The following is a 16,514-nucleotide window of genomic DNA, read 5'->3' on the forward strand; positions in this document are numbered from 1 at the left end:
AACCGGGGGGGGGGGGCGACCGTCCCCCCTGCTACTGCGATATCGCGGATGGCGCTTTTTCCGCGCTATGGCTGGTCAGTTTCATATAACGCGGCGGCGGCCGCTGTTGCCGCCCGATTTCCCCGGTTTTCTTCATGCCCGACCCCGTAGCGTATGTCCACATCACCAGCCGGTTAAGCGCCGGGACGTGCGCGCATGCCCAGGCGAGATAATCATCGATATCGCTCATGACTTCAACGGCTGGAAAGCAGTCGGAGCGCAGGCGTCCCGATGCCGGGTGGAGCCTGAGACTTTCCGCCCGGCACCCGTTCGACCGTGGAATTTTCATCAGCGACTGGCGAATCGTGCCCAGCTGAGTGGCGGCCTCCAGGGGGTCTAGTTGCGCCTCGATCCAGGCTTTTTCCGCCGCGGTCGGCGTTGGGGTATGGGGCGATGTGTTGATATTGACTATCTCGATATCCATACCGACGTCGCCTTCTTCGCTCATCAGAATGGCGATGGTATTGCCGGCGTAGCCCAGGCTGAAATTAGGCAGGTTGGGATCGGCGAAATAGGGACGTCCGTCCGCAGAGGCAAGCAGCGTGGGCAGCTGCGGATAGCCGAGAAAATAGCACATCATCTCAGCCAGCAGCGCCCGGCTTTTCAGATAACGCTCGCGGCGTTTGGCGGAAAAACCTTGCGTTGATGCAATAAGCTCGTCCGGCAGTCTTTGTAGATCGGGAAGCGTTTCCGTGCTGGTCCACCTGACGAAATGACAGGTCATGGGTTCACTCCGTGAGGACGATGAAGAATCTAAGCCATGTTTACAGGTATTATAGATGCATATTATCAGACTAAAATATGAACTAAAGAAAAATAAATGGATAAATCGGCGATTATTATCCATTTATCACAACTTTCTTCCAGGATGCTATTTTTTATCGAAAAATGGCATATGGATGATTACAGTAAACGAATGTCCCCATTGCCCCGCGCCGAGCGCAACTGCTTTTCAAGGACTCGCCGCTGCAAGTCGTCTGACGTCACCAGCCGCAGAGCCGCGGTAGGACACACGCGCACGCAGGAAGGACCGGCGGCGACACCGGCGCACAAATCGCATTTGTGCGCTTCACTTCTCAGCGTCGTATGCGTTTCGCCCTCCTGGCCGCTTTCCCTGCTGACCACATTAATCGCGCCAAAAGGGCAGGCAATCACACAGCTTTTGCAGCCGATGCAACGTGACTGGATAACCTGAATGCCGTTGCGATCGCGCACCAGCGCGTCTTGCGGGCAGACGGCGGCGCAGGGCGCGTTCTCACACTGATGACAGAGCACGGGTACGCTGACGCTGGCGTTTTTTATCACTTTTAAGCGCGGGAAAAAGTGCGTGGATCGCATTTTGGCGCTGTCGCCGCCGGCGTGGGCCACCGCGCATGCTATTTCGCAGGTCCGGCAGCCGATGCACTTCTGCGCATCGGCGATAACGAATTGATTCATCACGGCGTTTCCTCCGGAGATGCGTCGACATCGGCCGTCGGCGATATTGCCGGGGCCGCAGACGTAGCGGATGTTAATCTCATCATTTCCAGCATCCCCATGGCGGCTTTGCGGCCGTCGGCGATCGCCGTCACCACCAGATCGGCGCCGCGTACGGCGTCGCCGCCGGCGAAAATCTGCGGATGGTTGGTCTGGCAGGGGAAGCGGCCGCCGGCCGGCGCGGTAATATGTCCCCATCTGTCCAGGCTGACGTTCGCCTCTTCAAGCCAGGGCATGCTGTGGGCCTGAAAGCCGAAGGCGATAATGACGGCATCCGCGGGTTGCACAAATTCAGAGCCGGGGATGGGACGGGGGCGACGGCGTCCGCTGGCATCGGGGGTGCCCAGCTCCGTACGCACCAGCTTGATGCCGATCACCTCCCCCTGCTCATTCAGGCAAATTTCCTGCGGCTGTACGTTGAACATAAAATCAACGCCTTCCTCGCGGGAGTTTTTTACCTCTTTTTTCGAACCCGGCATATTGGCCTCATCGCGGCGATAGGCGCAGGTAACCGATACCGCCCCCTGGCGGATCGAGGTGCGCAGACAGTCCATCGCCGTGTCTCCGCCCCCCAGCACCACGACTTTTTTGCCCGCCATTGAAATATAGGGCTCGTCTTCCAGCTCGGGTAATCCCATCACGCGTTTGGTGTTGGCAATCAGAAAAGGCAGCGCAGCGAATACCCCCGGCGCGTCTTCGTTTTCCAGACCGGCTTTCATCGGACGATAGGTTCCCACCCCGACAAAGACGCTGTCGAACTCCTGCAGGATGTGAGTCAGGGAGATATCCTTGCCCACTTCGGCATTCAGGCGAAATTCAATGCCCATCTCGCTGAAGATCTCCCGGCGGCGGGCTAAAACCTGTTTATCCAGCTTGAAAGGCGGGATGCCGAACGTCAGCAGCCCGCCAATTTCAGGGTGGCGATCGAACACCACGGCCTGAACGCCGTTGCGCGTCAGCACGTCGGCACAGGCCAGTCCGGCCGGGCCGGCGCCGATAATGGCGGCCCGTTTGCCGCTTGGCCTGACGCGGCTCATATCGGGGGTCCATCCCATTTCCAGCGCGGTGTCGGTGATGTAGCGCTCAATGTTGCCGACGGTGACCGCGCCGTACTCCTTGCCCAGCGTACAGGCGCCCTCGCATAAGCGATCCTGCGGGCATACCCGGCCGCAGATTTCCGGCAGGCTGCTGGTCCGGTGCGACAATTCAACCGCGTCCAGAATCCGTCCCTGTTTGGCCAGGCTCAGCAACTCGGGAATATTGTTATGCAGCGGGCAGGTCCACTCGCAGATGGAGTGTTTGCCGCAGGAGAGGCAGCGGTCGGCCTGATCCTGCGTCTGTTGGGGCGTAAAGCCGTGGTAAATTTCGTCAAATGTGGTTTTGCGCCGCGGCAGCGGCTTTTTCTCGGCGTCGAGACGCGGCCAGTTTTTTCGTTTACGCAGCGGATTGCTGTCGGCGGCTTTAAGCGCCGGGGCGGCGTGTTGCCAGGGAGAGGCGGAGCGGAACGCCATGCTTTGCTGTTTTTCCCGGCGGCGGCTTTCCAGCGTTTGTTCGCTGATTAAGCGCAGCGCCTGGGTCGGGCAGGCTTCAACGCAGGCTTGCCCTTGCGGCCTGCCCGCGCACAGATCGCATTTATGCGCCATCGCGGCGTCATTGGCCGCGTCCGTCACCACGGACACGGCGCCAAACGGGCAGGCCAGTACGCAGTTTTTACAACCGATGCATTTTTCTTTGATGATTTGAATACTGTCGTCGTGCTGCACCAGCGCCTGGGTGGGGCAGGCGCTGGCGCAGGGCGCATCTTCACAATGGTGGCAGGTGACCGCGGAGCGCAGGCCTGGCGTATTGAACGCTTTTATTCTGGGCTGGAACATCCCGGCGCTGGTTGGATATTGATCGTTGTTATGTGAAATAACGCAGGCGATTTCGCAAGCGCGGCAACCAATGCAATCCTGAGAATTTGCAATAACGAATCTATTCATAACTTCCTCTTCCGACTCCATTTACCTGTAAAGAACACAGAGGCGGCTCAGCCCAACGCAGCCGGACAGGCTTGTCGTTGCGACGCAGTTATCCATCGAATGTAAGCGGTTGCTTAGATCCGCATCGATAGCCTCTGATTTTTGGCGTTCGATTTTTTATCTGGTCACCCAGAAAATGGTTTGGAAGGGGTTGGTATGGATCTCGTCAGGAGAAAATACAACTATCCCCATTTTACTCTTACTCCAATTAATTTGGGGGATATCCCCCATTTATTGCTTCTCATCCTAATGATTCCGGTGGGCTGTTACTTTGATGTAGGACATGTAACCAGTCGGTTAATGCAAAATAACGCAGTGAAAAATATTGAATCGATTCAGTTGGTTGTGTTTTTACATTCAAGTAACAGCCATGCCAGGTATCATCTTGTTTTTATCCGATTTATCGGTTTGATTGAGCACGATATTGCGCCGTACGGCAGGCGCAAGGGATCAGATTACCGTCAGCGTGACGTCAATATTGTTGCGGGTGGCATTCGAGTAGGGGCAAACAACGTGGGCTTTCTTCACCAATTCTTCAGCCTTGGCTTTATCAAAGCCCGGAACGGAGATTTTCAGCTCGACTTCAATACCGAAGCCGGTGGCGATCTTGCCGATACCGACGCTGCCTTCGATTGACGTGTCGGAAGGGAGTGAGACTTTCTCACTTGAGGCCACGCTCTTCAGCGCGCCAAGAAAACAGGCGGAGTAACCCGCGGCAAACAGCTGTTCGGGGTTTGTCCCCTCACCGCCGTTGCCGCCCAGCTCTTTGGGCACATCCAGCTTGACGTCAAGATGGTTGTCTGAGGAAACCGCACGGCCGTCACGCCCACCGGTAGCTTTAGCATGCGCAACATAGAGAACTTTTTCGATAGACATAATTTTTTCCTGTGGTTTACGAGAACACCATTAAGCATAGACCATGACGGCGCGCTATGTGGCGTGGGGTAGGAAGGCAAAGCGCAGGTCCTTGATAAGACTTATCTATCGGGTAACGCCGCAGGGGGCGGCGCCCGGCGATCACTTATCCTGATGGGCCGCCTGCGCCGCCAATATCGTCGCTATATTTTCTTCTATCCAGTCGGCCAGGATCTTGACGCGCTCGCTGGCCTCTCTGCCCAGCGGGGTCAGGCTGTATTCGACGTGCGGCGGTACGACGGGATAGGCGATGCGCAGGATAAAACCATCGTTTTCCAGCCATTGCAGCGTTTGCGCCAGCATACGCTCGCTGACGCCGTCAATTCTGCGCCGCAACTGGCTGAAACGGAGCGTTCCATCCAGCAATGCGACTAAAATCAGTACCCCCCAGCGGCTGGTGATATGGTTAAGGATCTGGCGGGACGGGCATTTTTCGGCGAAAAGATTTCCCTGCAACGGCATAGCCGCTGAAGAGGCGACTGGTGATATTTTTTCCGACACTATACTTACCTTTATGTGCGTACTTACTAAAAGTTTGCTTTGCCGCTATTATGCCAGTCGGTGTCAATCAAAGAAAGGAGCTTATTATGATTGCTGTTACAGGCGCATCCGGCCAATTGGGCCGTTTGGTTATTGAACAACTGTTGGATAAGGTTGCGGCGCAGGAAATTGTGGCGCTGGTAAGGGACGTCGCCAAAGTCGCCGATTTAACCGCACGCGGCGTACAGGTGAAGGCGGCGGATTATACGCGGCCGGAGACGCTGCTTTCCGCGCTGCAAGGCGTGGATAAGGTCTTGCTGATATCATCCAGCGAGGTGGGTCAGCGGGCGGCGCAGCATCGCAACGTTATCGAGGCGGCGCAACAGGCGCAGGTTAAACTGCTGGCCTATACCAGCATTCTGCACGCGGATACCTCGCCGCTTGCCTTGGCTGCCGAACACAAGGAAACGGAAGCGGCGTTAAAAGCGTCGGGTTTACCTTATGTGGTGCTGCGCAACGGCTGGTATACCGAAAACTATGCGGCCAGCATACCGGCGGCGTTGCAGCACGGCGTGTTTATCGGCAGCGCCGGCGAGGGAAAAATCTCCTCGGCCACCCGCGCTGACTATGCCGCGGCCGCCGCGGCGGTGCTGACTCAGGACAATCAGGCCGGCAAGGTTTACGAACTGGCGGGGGATGAGTCCTATACTCTGGCCGATCTGGCGGCCGAAGTCAGCCTTCAGTCGGGTAAGAGCATTGGTTACCGGAACCTGCCGCAAGCGGAATATAGCGCGGCGTTAGCGGCGGCGGGGATACCCGCGGCGTTCGCGGATATCATTGCCGATTCGGACGTGGGCGCCTCGAAAGGCGGTTTATTTGATGACGGTCATCAGCTGAGCCGCCTGATCGGCCGTCCCACCACGCCGCTGGCGACCGTGGTGAAAGGGGCTATCCAATAGGCCGGATAGCGGTCTGGCTGGCATAAGCGCGTCGGGCTTTGCCAGCCTTCAACGTCGCCGCAGTAATGGGAATCTTGTTTCCATATAGTGAAAATATCCGGCACGATACCGTGACGTTCTTATCCCTGCCTGAAACGCACGCTATTAGCCCCTTACCGCGTTTTTGTCTTCAGCATCGGCTTCAATCCGGTTAAACAACATGTTCAGCAGCAATGCCGCCAGACATGAGGCGCTGATGCCGGAGTGCAACAAGGTGCGGACCCAGTTCGGGAACTGATCGTAAAACGTCGGCATCACGATCGGGATCATGCCGAAGGCAATGGCCGTTGCCACCACGACCAGATTCATATTGTCCTTATAGTCGACCCTGGCCAGCGTGCGGATACCGCTGGCTGCCACGGAGCCAAACAGCACCACCCCGGCGCCGCCCAGCACCGGCAACGGAATACAGGCCATCACCGTCCCCAGTATCGGCAGTACGCCCAGCAGCACCAGGATCGCGCCGCCGGCGCTGACCACAAAACGGCTTTTGACGCCGGTGAGCGCCACCAGCCCGATATTCTGGGCGAACGAGCTTTGCGGGAACGAGTTGAATACCGGCGACAATGCGCTGGAAAGCATATCGGCACGCAACCCGTTGGCGATACGACGGGTATCCACCGGTGAACCGACAATTTCGCCCACGGCGATCAGCCCGGCGGTGGTTTCCGTTAATAGCACCAGCACAATCAGCAGCATTGAGAGAATGGCGCTCAGTTCGAAGATCGGCCAGCCGAAGGCAAAGGGTTCCGGTATCGCCAGCCAGGCTCCGTCGCCCACGGCAGAAAAATTCACTTTGCCCGCCAGCGCCGCCGCCACACAGCCCACGGCCATCGCCAACAGTACCGACAGGCGCTTCAGGGCTGGCGATCCCACTTTATTCAGCAACAGGATCACCGCCAGCGTAAAGGCCGCCAGCCCGATATTACCGGGCGAGCCCCAGTCAGGCGCTTTGGCATTCCCGCCCATTATCCAGCGAACGGTCACCGGCATCAGCGACAGACCTATTACCGTCACCACCGTACCGGTTACCACCGGGGGGAAGAAGCGGATGATCTGCGAAAAGAAAGGGACGATCAGTAAACCAATCAGCGAAGCCGCAATCACCGCGCCAAACACCGCCGGTAATCCGCCACCGCCGTTCACAATGGTGACCATCGTTGCCACGCCGGCAAAGGAAACCCCTTGCACCAGCGGCAAGCGTGAGCCAAACCAGGGTGCGCCCAGCGTTTGCAATAGCGTGGCCAATCCGCTGACAAACAGGGCCGCTGTAACCAACATGCCGATTTGCGGTGCGCTCAGCCCGGCAGCCGAACCGATAATCAGCGGCGGCGTAATAATGCCGCCATACATCGTCAAAATATGCTGTAAACCGTAGGTAACTGTTTTACCCAGCGGCAACTGTTCATCTTCCGGACGGCCCGCTGCCGCGCCCCTCTTTTGCGATAGATCCATAGTTTCTCCCGCTAACTGGGTAATTAAGATTTTATTTATCGGACGTGGATGTTCGCCGGTTACTTAACTTGCCGCGTGGCGCGGCCTGAGCTTAACTGCCGCGATATGTCGAATAAGAATACGGACTGACCAGCAGCGGCAGATGGTAATGCTGCTGCGCATCGTCAATAACGAAGTCAATGATCGCCGTAACGTAAAGGGTTTGGCGCCGGCTTTGCGCAAAATACCCGCCCAGATCGGCGCACAGGCGGTAGTGCCCGTTGCTCAGACCATCGGGCGTCAGATCGCGCACGCGGCCATCGGCATCGGTGCGGCTTTCCGCCGCCACCTGCCACTGTCGGCTGTTCTGCCGCTCCAGCCAAACGCGTACCCCGGCGGCCGGCTTGCCCAGAGAGGTATCGAGAATATGGGTGCTGATATTACTCATCGTTTAATAGCTCCTTAAAACGCAGCAACACGATTTCTCGCAATTGCTCAGTGGTTTCCTGCTGTTCCTGCTCCGGGGTATTCTGCAACCGGCGCGCCAACTCACGCAGGATGGTTTGCCCGTCACGCCCGGCCGCGCGGATCAGAAACACCTGACCAAAACGCGCCTCATAACGTCTATTACCTTCCTGTAAGGCTTGCGTCAATGCGGCATCTTGCGCATTCACCGCCGCCTGCTCACGTTGGGAAAACGTCGCCTCCTGCCCCTGTCCTTCGGCTCGCTCGCCGATGCGCGGATGCTGAGCCAGCGCCGTCGCCACTTCAGCCGGGCGCCAGCGAAGCGATGCCTGCCGGCCAAAGAGCACCGCGGCATCCACGCTGACGAATGGTCGAGCGGCGACGACGGCGTCGATCCATGGTGTAATATCCACGCAGGGGCGCAGTAAACGTGCCGCCTCATGCGCCGGCAATTGATTAAACTGTTGCAACCTCATGCGTCTTCCTCCAATGCCGCCACCCGTCTTTTTTGCCACTCATATAAATATAAAAAGGCGTCGCTGATAACAAAGCTGTGAAACAAAAGATTCTTTTATTTCTTTATTGCAACCAATGTGCCAAATAGTCAGAGCGGGGTGAATCTGCATGAACTCCTTAATATTTGCACCTTGGTGGGCATTTTTCGTTGTCTGGGAAAGGTGGAGGGAAGGCCGTAAAGGACAAAGAAATGCACTAACTTGGTGCTTGAGCACTCAAAAGGCGCTTCGCCATCGTTTTTTACCAGAGGAACAGGACTGAATGATGAAAAGTAAATATTGATCGTCCGGCGGTGCTGGCTGAGGGCAACGCCGCGTCAGTTTGAAAAGGTAACGAAAGCGACGGTTGCCTAACGGCGCTTAACCCGGGTAGGGATGGTGTTCCGCCCAATGCGCAAGCTGGTATGCAAATTGCTTTATTTAGCCATTAAAAAAGGAGAAAAATATGAAAGCACTTATCATCGGCGGCGGCATCGGCGGGCTATGCGCGGCTATCGCATTACGGCGCTGCGGTATTGAAACCGAAGTCTTTGAAGCGGTTAAAGAGATCAAACCGGTCGGCGCGGCGCTATCAATCTGGCCTAACGGGGTGAAGTGCCTTAACTACCTGGGCATGAAAGAGCAGGTGCGCCAACTGGGGGGGCCAATGCACTACATGGCCTATAATGATTACCGGAAAGGCCGGACGTTGACCCGCTTTAGCCTGAATCCGCTGGTGGAAAGCGTGGGCGAACGGCCTTACCCGGTGTCTCGGGCGGCGTTGCAGACTATGCTGCTGGAAACCTATGGTCGCGATAAGGTGCAATTCGGCAAGCGTGTGAGCGGCGTTGAAGATACCGCCGACGGCGTTACCGCCTGGTTTGAAGACGGCTGCCGGGTGAACGCCGATTTTCTGGTGGCGGCCGACGGCACCCATTCGGCGATCCGCCCTTATGTGCTGAGTCAACAGGTGGAGCGCCGCTATGCAGGTTATGTCAACTGGAACGGGCTGGTCGCTATCGATGAAACCATCGCGCCGGCCAATCAGTGGACGACGTTTGTGGGCGAAGGTAAACGTGTTTCGCTGATGCCGATTGCCGGCAACCGTTTTTATTTTTTCTTCGATGTACCGCTGCCGAAAGGATTACCGGAAGATCGCAGTACAGTGCGCGACGATTTACAGCGTTACTTCGCCGGTTGGGCCGAACCGGTACAAAAACTGATTTCCGCGATTAATCCTGAAACCACCAACCGGATAGAAATCCACGATATTGAACCGTTCAAGCAGCTGGTGCGCGGACGCGTGGCGCTGCTGGGCGACGCCGGCCACAGCACCACGCCGGATATCGGCCAGGGTGGCTGTGCGGCGATGGAGGATGCGGTGGTATTGGCGATAGCCTTACAAACCAACTCGCTGGGTATTACCGATGCTCTGCAACGCTACCAGGAAAAACGCAGCGATCGGGTAAGGGATTTGGTGTTGAAAGCGCGTAAACGCTGCGACGTTACCCACGGTAAAGAGATGAGCATCACCCAGGCGTGGTATGAAGAGCTGAAAACCGAAACCGGTGAAGGCATTATCGCCGGTATGCGGGAAACCATCCTGGGCGGACCTTTGGCATAAACGCCGGGTTTACGGCAAAGAGCGCTCGCGTAAGCCTGATACTCCTCAGGCCGGCGAGGCGCCATTGCGGGACATGGTCTGGCGCCCATAGCACGCGATAATTTCCCCGGCCACCGCCACGGCTATCTCCGCCGGCAGTTTGCCCTTGACATCCGGCAGGCCCAGCGGGCAACGCATGGAAGCCAGGGCATCGTCGCTGATGCCGCGCTGTCCGAGCTTATAATCGAAGCGCTTACGTTTGGTCAACGAGCCGATCAGGCCGAAGTAGGCGGCATCGTTCCGCCGCAGAATGCGCTCCGCCAGCGCCAGATCGAGCGGATGATCATGGGTCATCACAATGTAATAACTCCCCGGCGGACAGGCGTCCACTTCATCCAGTGGATCCTCACTGACGATTTTGTCTATTCCCTCGGGAATGGCGGCCGGGAACTGCTCCGGACGGTTGTCAATCCAACGCACGCGCAGCGGCAGCGTGGCGAGGATCCGCGTCAGCGCGCGGCCGACATGGCCGGCGCCGAACAGCGCGACGAGCGGGCGCGGCGGAATTAACGGTTCGAACAGTACGCTGGTTGCGCCGCCGCAGCACTGGCCCAGTCGGGCTGCCAGCGGAAAACGCTCCAGCCGCAGGGTAGCGTCCCCTTTTTTCAGCATGTTGCGGGCGATTTCCAGCGCCTGAAATTCCAGGTTTCCGCCGCCGATGGTATCGACCGCCCGTTCGGCGGTTACCAGCATTTTGCTGCCGCGGTTACGCGGCGTAGAGCCCTGTTCGTCCACCAGCGTGACCAGGACGCAGGGCGCGCCGCGCTGCCGCAGCGCGGCCAGCTCGTCAATCCACGCATCCATCATTACCGCCCTCCAACGCCATTTCCGTCGTATCGTTATGCATTAACATCTGCTGTACTCCCCACAATACGCTTTCCGGCGTGGCTGGCGCGTTGATAGCGGGCTGGACGCGGTAATCCGCCAGACTGGCGACCGCGTCTTTAATGGCGCACCAGACGGAAATACCCAGCATGAACGGCGGCTCCCCCACCGCTTTGGAATGAAACACGGTATCCTCGGGATTTTTGCGGTTTTCCAACAGCGTCACCCGCAGGTCGGCGGGGATATCGCCGATTGCCGGGATCTTGTAACTGGCCGGGCCGTTGGTCAGTAGTTTGCCTTGCCGATCCCACACCAGTTCTTCGCAGGTCAGCCAGCCCATGCCTTGCACGAAGCCTCCTTCGATCTGACCGATATCGATCGCCGGATTAAGCGAAGCGCCCACGTCGTGCAGGATGTCGGCCCGCAGCAGTTTGTATTCGCCGGTCAGGGTATCGATCAGCACTTCGGCGCAGGCGGCGCCGTAGGCGAAGTAATAAAATGGGTGACCGGCCGCCTTGTCGCGATCGTAGAAAATCTTCGGCGTTCGGTAATAGCCGGTACTGGACAGCGATACCTGATTGAAATACGCCTGCTCCACCACCTGTTCAAAACTGAAATAGCGCTCGCCCACGCGCACCTGGCCGTTGCGGAACTCAATCCGAGAGGCGCTTACCCCATGCTGTTCCGCCAGCATGTCGATCAACCGCTGTTTGATGATCAACGCCGCATTTTGCGCCGCTTTGCCGTTGAGATCGGTGCCGGAGGAGGCGGCGGTCGGCGAGGTGTTCGGCACTTTGCCGGTGTCGGTGGCGGTAATTTGGATACGCCCAATATCCACCTGGAACACCTCGGCGACAATCTGCGCCACTTTGGTGTTCAGCCCCTGGCCCATTTCGGTACCGCCATGATTGAGCTGGATACTGCCGTCGGTGTAGATCAGCACCAGCGCTCCCGCCTGGTTTAGGAAACTGGAGGTAAACGAAATTCCGAATTTCACCGGCGTCAACGCCAGCCCTTTTTTCAGCACCGGGTTTTGCGCGTTAAACGCCCGAATGGCGGCGCGGCGCTGGCGATACCTGGCGCTGTGTTCCAACTGCGCTGTGATCTCGTGCAGCAGATTTTGCTCCACCGGCTGCTGATAATGGGTGACGTTGCGCGTTTCTTTACCGTAATAATTGGTTTTGCGCACCGCCAGCGGATCGTATGCCAGATAGCGGGCGATATGGTCCATGATCTGTTCTATCGCCATCATGCCTTGCGGGCCGCCAAAGCCCCGGTAGGCGGTATTCGAGGCGATGTGGGTTTTGCAGCGATGGCCGGTAATCAGCACGTCCTGCAAGAAATAGGCGTTATCCGCATGAAACATGGCGCGATCGACAATCGAGCCGGACAGGTCGAGCGAATAGCCGCAGTTGCCGGCCAGATCGATTTTTACCCCGTGCAACAGCCCGTTGTCGTCAAACCCCACGTCATAGCGGATATAAAACGGGTGGCGTTTGCCGGTCATGACCATATCATCATGGCGGTTCAGGCGCATTTTCGCCGGCCGTCCGGTAAGACGGGCGGCCAGCGCGCACAGGCATGCCGGCCCGGCGGCCTGCGTTTCCTTACCGCCGAAACCGCCGCCCATCCTGCGCATATCGACGACGACTCTATGCATCGGGATCGCCAACACCGAGGCCACCAGCTTCTGTATTTCCGTGGGATTCTGGGTTGAGCAGTAGACCATCATGCCGCCGTCTTCCGTCGGCGTCACCGAGGAGATCTGGGTCTCCAGATAAAAATGCTCCTGGCCGCCAACGTGCAACTCGCCTTGAATGCGGTGCGGCGCGGTGGCCAGGGCGCCATCGGCATCACCGCGTTGGTGGCGGTGGCACTCTTGCACCACATAGCCCTCGCGCAACGATTCGGCCACATCCAGCTTCACCGGCAGATTTTGATACGTTACCCGTATCGCTTGCGCCGCGCGCCAGGCCGTTTCGGGGTCTTCCGCCGCCACCACGGCAATCACCTGTCCGGCATATTCCACCCGATCTTTCGCCAGCAGCGGATCGCCGTGAGTCAACGGGGCGATATCCAGTTCGCCCGGCACATCCTGCCAGGTGAACGCCCGCACCACTCCGGGGAAGTCATGGCAGGCGGAAACGTCGACCCGGGTTAAACGCGCATGCGCGCGATCGCTCAGTTTCGCGGCCAGATGCAGTTGGTTAGGAAACTCCAGCCGATCATCAATATACTGCGCCTCGCCGCTGACGTGTTTATCCGCGCTTTCATGCTTGCGGCTGCGGCCGACGCCGCTGGTTAACGGTTGACGAAAGCGCTCGGCCAATTGCGCCTGGGTAGACGTAATATGTGTGGAATTACTCATAGACGGTCACCTCGATCGCCGACAGCGGCGCCGTCAGCGCCATAAAATAACGGCGCAACAGGTTTTGCGCCACCAACAGTCGATAGGCGCCGCTGGCGCGGAAATCGCTCAACGGCGTGTAGTCTTGCGCCAGCGCCTGCGCGGCCGACTCGATGGCGGCGCGTTGCCACGGCCTGCCGATTAATGCCTGTTCGCAAGCCGACGCCCGCTTGGGCGTGGCGGCCATGCCGCCGAACGCAATGTACGCCTGGCGCACCAGCCCCTGCTCGATAACCAGATTAAAGGCGCCGCATACGGCGGAAATATCGTCCTCCAGGCGCTTGGAGACTTTCCAGGCACGGAACGCCGGCGGCGCGCTGGCCGGCAGCACAATACGCTCGATAAACTCCCCCGGCTGTAATGCGGTCTGCCGGTAATCAAGAAAGAACTTGCTCAGCGGCAGTTCACGCCGGGCCTCTCCCCGGCGTAATACCAACGCGGCATCCAGAGCCAGCAACAACGGTGCGCTATCGCCAATCGGCGAGGCGTTGGCAATATTGCCCCCCAGCGTGCCCTGATTGCGGATCTGCCGGGAAGCGAAACGCGCCAGCAGTTCACCAAACGCCGGATGATAATCGGCCAGCACGGGGTAAACGTCGCTCAATGCCGCGCCGGCGCCGATCTCCAGCCGTTCCCCGCGGGTGATTTGTTTCAGCTCCGGCACCTGGCCGATGGCAATCATCAGCGGTAAGTCCTGATGCCGTTGCGTCACCTCCAGCGCCAGATCGGTTCCGCCGGCCAGTAGGCGCGCCTGCGGGTTTTGCCGGTACATCGCCGCCAGTTCATCAATGTTCTGCGGCACCAGGCAGCGTTTTCCCGCCGCCTGCAATGATGCGGCCGGCGGGATGCGGCGCAAGCGCCGCAACGTTTGCGCCTGTTGCCGATCGAACTCATCGACCGGACGCTGTTCGCACGCCTGCCGCGCCGCCGCCATAATGGGCCGGTAGCCGGTGCAACGGCACAGGTTACCCGCTAGCGCCTGCAATATTTCCCCGCGTGGGTAATCATCACCGCTCTTTTGCAGGCAGAATATCGACATCACCACCCCCGGCGTACAGAAGCCGCATTGCGATCCGTGGCAATCCACCATGGCCTGCTGCACGCTGTGCAACTTACCGTTTTGCCGCAAATCTTCGACGGTAATCAGCTGTTTGCCATGCAGTTCGCTGACAAACGTCAGGCATGCATTGATGCTGCGGTAGCGCAACCTGTCGCCGTCCGGCTCCGCCAGCGCCACGGTACAGGCGCCGCAATCCCCGGAGGCGCAACCTTCCTTGGTGCCGCAGCGGCCTAAATTCCGGCGCAGGTAGTTCAAGACCGTGGTGTTGGGATCGATATCCGCTTCGTTTTTTAACGTCTGGTTCAATAGAAACTGGATCATGCCGCCTCCCTGCCCGCGCCGGATTGATACACCACTTTACCGTCGACATAGGTGCGATAAATGTTGCGATCGTCCCCCAGCGTCATCAGTACGAACAATTGATCGGCCAGTTGGCGGCTGTTTGCATGGCGCAGTGTCTGCAAGGCGGAAACCGCCGGATCCAGCACCACAAAGTCCGCTTCTTTGCCAACCGTAAAGTTGCCGATATTGGCTTCCAGCCCCAGGGCGCGCGCGCCGCCAAGCGTGGCATGATAGAACGCCTCGCCGGCGGAGAGTCGATAATGCTGCAACTGTCCCACTTTGTAGGCCTCCCCCAGCGTTTGCAGCATATTGAAGGTGGTGCCGGCCCCCACATCGGTACCTATCCCCACGTTTACCTGTTTCTGCCAGGCTTTTTGCATATTGAACAAGCCGCTGCCCAGAAATAGATTGGAGGTCGGGCAGAAAGCAATCGCGGAATGGGTATCATGCAGGCAGTTCCATTCTTCCTCATCCAGGTGCAGACAGTGGGCAAATACGCTTTTGCGGCCGGTCAGCCCATACTGGTGGTAGACATCCAGATAACCGCTGTTTTCCGGGAACAGTTCTTTTACCCACGCCACTTCATCCGGGGTTTCGCTCAGATGCGTATGCAGGTAGACGTCGGGGAATTCCTTGTGCAGGCGCTGTACCTGCGCCAGCAGTTCCGGAGTGCTGGTCGGCGCAAAACGCGGGGTGATGGCATAACCCAGGCGCTGCTTGCCATGCCAGCGCAAAATCAGTTCGCGCGTTTGCCGATAGCTTTGCATCGGGGTTTCCAGCAGAGCTTCCGGCGCGTGGCGATCCATCATCACCTTGCCGGCAATCAGACGCATGTTCAGCCTTGCCGCTTGTTCAAACAGCGCCTCTACGGACTGTGGATGAACGGTGCCGAATACCAGCGCCGTCGTTGTGCCGTTACTCAGGAGTTGTTGTAGGAAAAACGCCGACATCCGCTCGGCATGCTGCTCGCAGCAATATTGGCTTTCCGTCGGAAAAGTATATTGCTGGAGCCACGACAACAGTTGCTCGCCGTAGGCGCCGATCATCTCGGTCTGCGGGTAATGGATGTGCGTGTCGATAAAGCCCGGCACGATCAACTTGTCGCGGTAATCCGTCACCTCAACGCCGGCGTGCAGCCTTGCCTCGCCCTCCCGCCAACTGCCGTACCACACAATGGTGCCGCCATTGAGCAGCATCAGCCCGTCGGGGATGTGCCGAATATGTTGTTCCAGTTGCTGTGGTTGAGCCACACAGGCGGCAATATCGAAAAAATTGCCGCGAATAGCCGTAGTAAATGACATGTTCATTACCGTATTTCCTCTATCCCAAACCGCACTCGTTTTCTCTGTGCTGACGCGACCCTGCCGGCGGCTTTTATCTATCGAGCGCAGCTGTTAATCAAAATTTAGCAATTTACATACCAGAATATTTTTTTGTTTTAAAAACAAAAAGATAAAAACAGAAAAGCAACAATCAAAAAACCAGTCGATAACATGAAAATAAGCAAACGGTTGCTTATATTGATGAGGTAATAGGATGCACCAATACTGTGCGTATGCATGAAATGAAGAAACCCACAACGGCGCCTAAAGGCTCCCCGGGAAATAATGAAGCATTGCTTTATAAGTTTATTTTGATAGCAATGTGTTGTTTTTTTTAAGGTTTTATGTTGCGTGAAAATTGATCTGAGGTGGGTGTGACCATCTGGTGGGCGATAGTCCATCGCGCCATCGCCCGCCACGATCGCCAAAAAATATAACTCGCCTTTCTGCGGCGCGATCCGTTTGCGTGACGCCGCGGCTTGGGCTAAATTTATCGCATCGACTGAGTGGCAACTAGGGTTCCGAACGGCACGCTGACGCCGTTGTCTGGTCCGAGCGTTGTAGAGACCGCGG

General features: G+C 57.7%; 14 protein-coding genes. 2 read left to right on the forward strand and 12 right to left on the reverse strand.

Annotation, left to right across the window (positions count from 1 at the left end; genetic code table 11):
- Positions 1-31: 31 nt before the first annotated feature.
- From MFP24_RS17260 to MFP24_RS17280, 5 genes are all read right to left on the reverse strand, one after another.
- Positions 32-763: a 4'-phosphopantetheinyl transferase family protein gene (locus MFP24_RS17260; RefSeq protein WP_249231525.1), complete on the reverse strand. Its 732-nt coding sequence runs from the start codon at positions 761-763 to the stop codon at positions 32-34.
- 179 nt (positions 764-942) lie between these two features.
- Positions 943-1,476 (reverse strand): 4Fe-4S dicluster domain-containing protein, encoded by a 534-nt coding sequence (locus MFP24_RS17265; RefSeq protein ID WP_249231526.1) that lies wholly within the window; start codon positions 1,474-1,476, stop codon positions 943-945.
- Positions 1,476-3,497, reverse strand: a complete 2,022-nt coding sequence (gene aegA / locus MFP24_RS17270) for a formate-dependent uric acid utilization protein AegA (protein ID WP_249231527.1) — start codon at positions 3,495-3,497, stop codon at positions 1,476-1,478. The genes MFP24_RS17265 and aegA overlap by 1 nt, the downstream gene beginning before the upstream one ends.
- A gap of 489 nt (positions 3,498-3,986) precedes the next feature.
- Entirely contained in the window at positions 3,987-4,412 is a 426-nt protein-coding gene (locus MFP24_RS17275; protein ID WP_249231528.1) for an organic hydroperoxide resistance protein, read from the reverse strand.
- A gap of 141 nt (positions 4,413-4,553) precedes the next feature.
- Entirely contained in the window at positions 4,554-4,913 is a 360-nt protein-coding gene (locus MFP24_RS17280; RefSeq protein ID WP_249231789.1) for a winged helix-turn-helix transcriptional regulator, read from the reverse strand.
- Positions 4,914-5,038: 125 nt separating this feature from the next.
- On the opposite strand from MFP24_RS17280, the gene MFP24_RS17285 reads away from it, so the two are divergent.
- Positions 5,039-5,890, forward strand: a complete 852-nt coding sequence (locus MFP24_RS17285; protein WP_249231529.1) for an SDR family oxidoreductase — start codon at positions 5,039-5,041, stop codon at positions 5,888-5,890.
- Positions 5,891-6,034: 144 nt separating this feature from the next.
- On the opposite strand, the gene MFP24_RS17290 is transcribed toward MFP24_RS17285, so the two are convergent.
- The 3 genes from MFP24_RS17290 to uraD form a co-directional block, all read right to left on the reverse strand.
- Positions 6,035-7,384 (reverse strand): nucleobase:cation symporter-2 family protein, encoded by a 1,350-nt coding sequence (locus MFP24_RS17290; RefSeq protein ID WP_249231530.1) that lies wholly within the window; start codon positions 7,382-7,384, stop codon positions 6,035-6,037.
- 91 nt (positions 7,385-7,475) lie between these two features.
- On the reverse strand, positions 7,476-7,811 hold the full coding sequence (uraH, locus tag MFP24_RS17295; protein ID WP_249231531.1) for a hydroxyisourate hydrolase: 336 nt from the start codon (positions 7,809-7,811) through the stop codon (positions 7,476-7,478).
- A complete protein-coding gene (uraD, locus tag MFP24_RS17300) occupies positions 7,804-8,304 on the reverse strand; it encodes a 2-oxo-4-hydroxy-4-carboxy-5-ureidoimidazoline decarboxylase (RefSeq protein WP_249231532.1) in 501 nt (166 codons plus the stop codon). Before uraD ends, uraH begins: the two co-directional genes overlap by 8 nt.
- A 484-nt stretch (positions 8,305-8,788) precedes the next feature.
- Here uraD and hpxO point away from each other — a divergent pair, with 484 nt between their 5' ends.
- A complete protein-coding gene (hpxO, locus tag MFP24_RS17305) occupies positions 8,789-9,946 on the forward strand; it encodes an FAD-dependent urate hydroxylase HpxO (protein WP_249231533.1) in 1,158 nt (385 codons plus the stop codon).
- A 45-nt stretch (positions 9,947-9,991) separates the two neighbouring features.
- Here the strand turns inward: hpxO and xdhC are convergent, their stop codons facing one another.
- From xdhC to guaD, 4 genes are read right to left on the reverse strand one after another with little or no spacing between them, the layout of a single operon-like run.
- Positions 9,992-10,789: a xanthine dehydrogenase accessory protein XdhC gene (gene xdhC, locus MFP24_RS17310; protein ID WP_249231790.1), complete on the reverse strand. Its 798-nt coding sequence runs from the start codon at positions 10,787-10,789 to the stop codon at positions 9,992-9,994.
- On the reverse strand, positions 10,773-13,178 hold the full coding sequence (gene xdhB / locus MFP24_RS17315; RefSeq protein ID WP_249231534.1) for a xanthine dehydrogenase molybdopterin binding subunit: 2,406 nt from the start codon (positions 13,176-13,178) through the stop codon (positions 10,773-10,775). The genes xdhC and xdhB overlap by 17 nt, the downstream gene beginning before the upstream one ends.
- Entirely contained in the window at positions 13,171-14,598 is a 1,428-nt protein-coding gene (gene xdhA / locus MFP24_RS17320) for a xanthine dehydrogenase small subunit (RefSeq protein ID WP_249231535.1), read from the reverse strand. Before xdhA ends, xdhB begins: the two co-directional genes overlap by 8 nt.
- Positions 14,595-15,926 (reverse strand): guanine deaminase, encoded by a 1,332-nt coding sequence (gene guaD / locus MFP24_RS17325; protein ID WP_249231536.1) that lies wholly within the window; start codon positions 15,924-15,926, stop codon positions 14,595-14,597. Before guaD ends, xdhA begins: the two co-directional genes overlap by 4 nt.
- Between the last annotated feature and the right edge of the window lie 588 nt (positions 15,927-16,514).

The organism is Brenneria tiliae, assembly GCF_023347575.1.
Lineage (GTDB): Bacteria > Pseudomonadota > Gammaproteobacteria > Enterobacterales > Enterobacteriaceae > Brenneria > Brenneria corticis.

What these genes read in the sequence shown, in the direction of transcription:
- xdhA (WP_249231535.1), bottom strand. Translation starts at nt 14,598, where the DNA reads ATGATCCAGTTTCTATTGAACCAGACGTTAAAAAACGAAGCGGATATC.
- guaD (WP_249231536.1), bottom strand. Translation starts at nt 15,926, where the DNA reads ATGAACATGTCATTTACTACGGCTATTCGCGGCAATTTTTTCGATATT.
- MFP24_RS17265 (WP_249231526.1), bottom strand. Translation starts at nt 1,476, where the DNA reads ATGAATCAATTCGTTATCGCCGATGCGCAGAAGTGCATCGGCTGCCGG.
- hpxO (WP_249231533.1), top strand. Translation starts at nt 8,789, where the DNA reads ATGAAAGCACTTATCATCGGCGGCGGCATCGGCGGGCTATGCGCGGCT.
- uraD (WP_249231532.1), bottom strand. Translation starts at nt 8,304, where the DNA reads ATGAGGTTGCAACAGTTTAATCAATTGCCGGCGCATGAGGCGGCACGT.
- xdhC (WP_249231790.1), bottom strand. Translation starts at nt 10,789, where the DNA reads ATGGATGCGTGGATTGACGAGCTGGCCGCGCTGCGGCAGCGCGGCGCG.
- uraH (WP_249231531.1), bottom strand. Translation starts at nt 7,811, where the DNA reads ATGAGTAATATCAGCACCCATATTCTCGATACCTCTCTGGGCAAGCCG.
- MFP24_RS17285 (WP_249231529.1), top strand. Translation starts at nt 5,039, where the DNA reads ATGATTGCTGTTACAGGCGCATCCGGCCAATTGGGCCGTTTGGTTATT.
- MFP24_RS17280 (WP_249231789.1), bottom strand. Translation starts at nt 4,913, where the DNA reads ATGCCGTTGCAGGGAAATCTTTTCGCCGAAAAATGCCCGTCCCGCCAG.
- xdhB (WP_249231534.1), bottom strand. Translation starts at nt 13,178, where the DNA reads ATGAGTAATTCCACACATATTACGTCTACCCAGGCGCAATTGGCCGAG.
- MFP24_RS17275 (WP_249231528.1), bottom strand. Translation starts at nt 4,412, where the DNA reads ATGTCTATCGAAAAAGTTCTCTATGTTGCGCATGCTAAAGCTACCGGT.
- aegA (WP_249231527.1), bottom strand. Translation starts at nt 3,497, where the DNA reads ATGAATAGATTCGTTATTGCAAATTCTCAGGATTGCATTGGTTGCCGC.
- MFP24_RS17290 (WP_249231530.1), bottom strand. Translation starts at nt 7,384, where the DNA reads ATGGATCTATCGCAAAAGAGGGGCGCGGCAGCGGGCCGTCCGGAAGAT.
- MFP24_RS17260 (WP_249231525.1), bottom strand. Translation starts at nt 763, where the DNA reads ATGACCTGTCATTTCGTCAGGTGGACCAGCACGGAAACGCTTCCCGAT.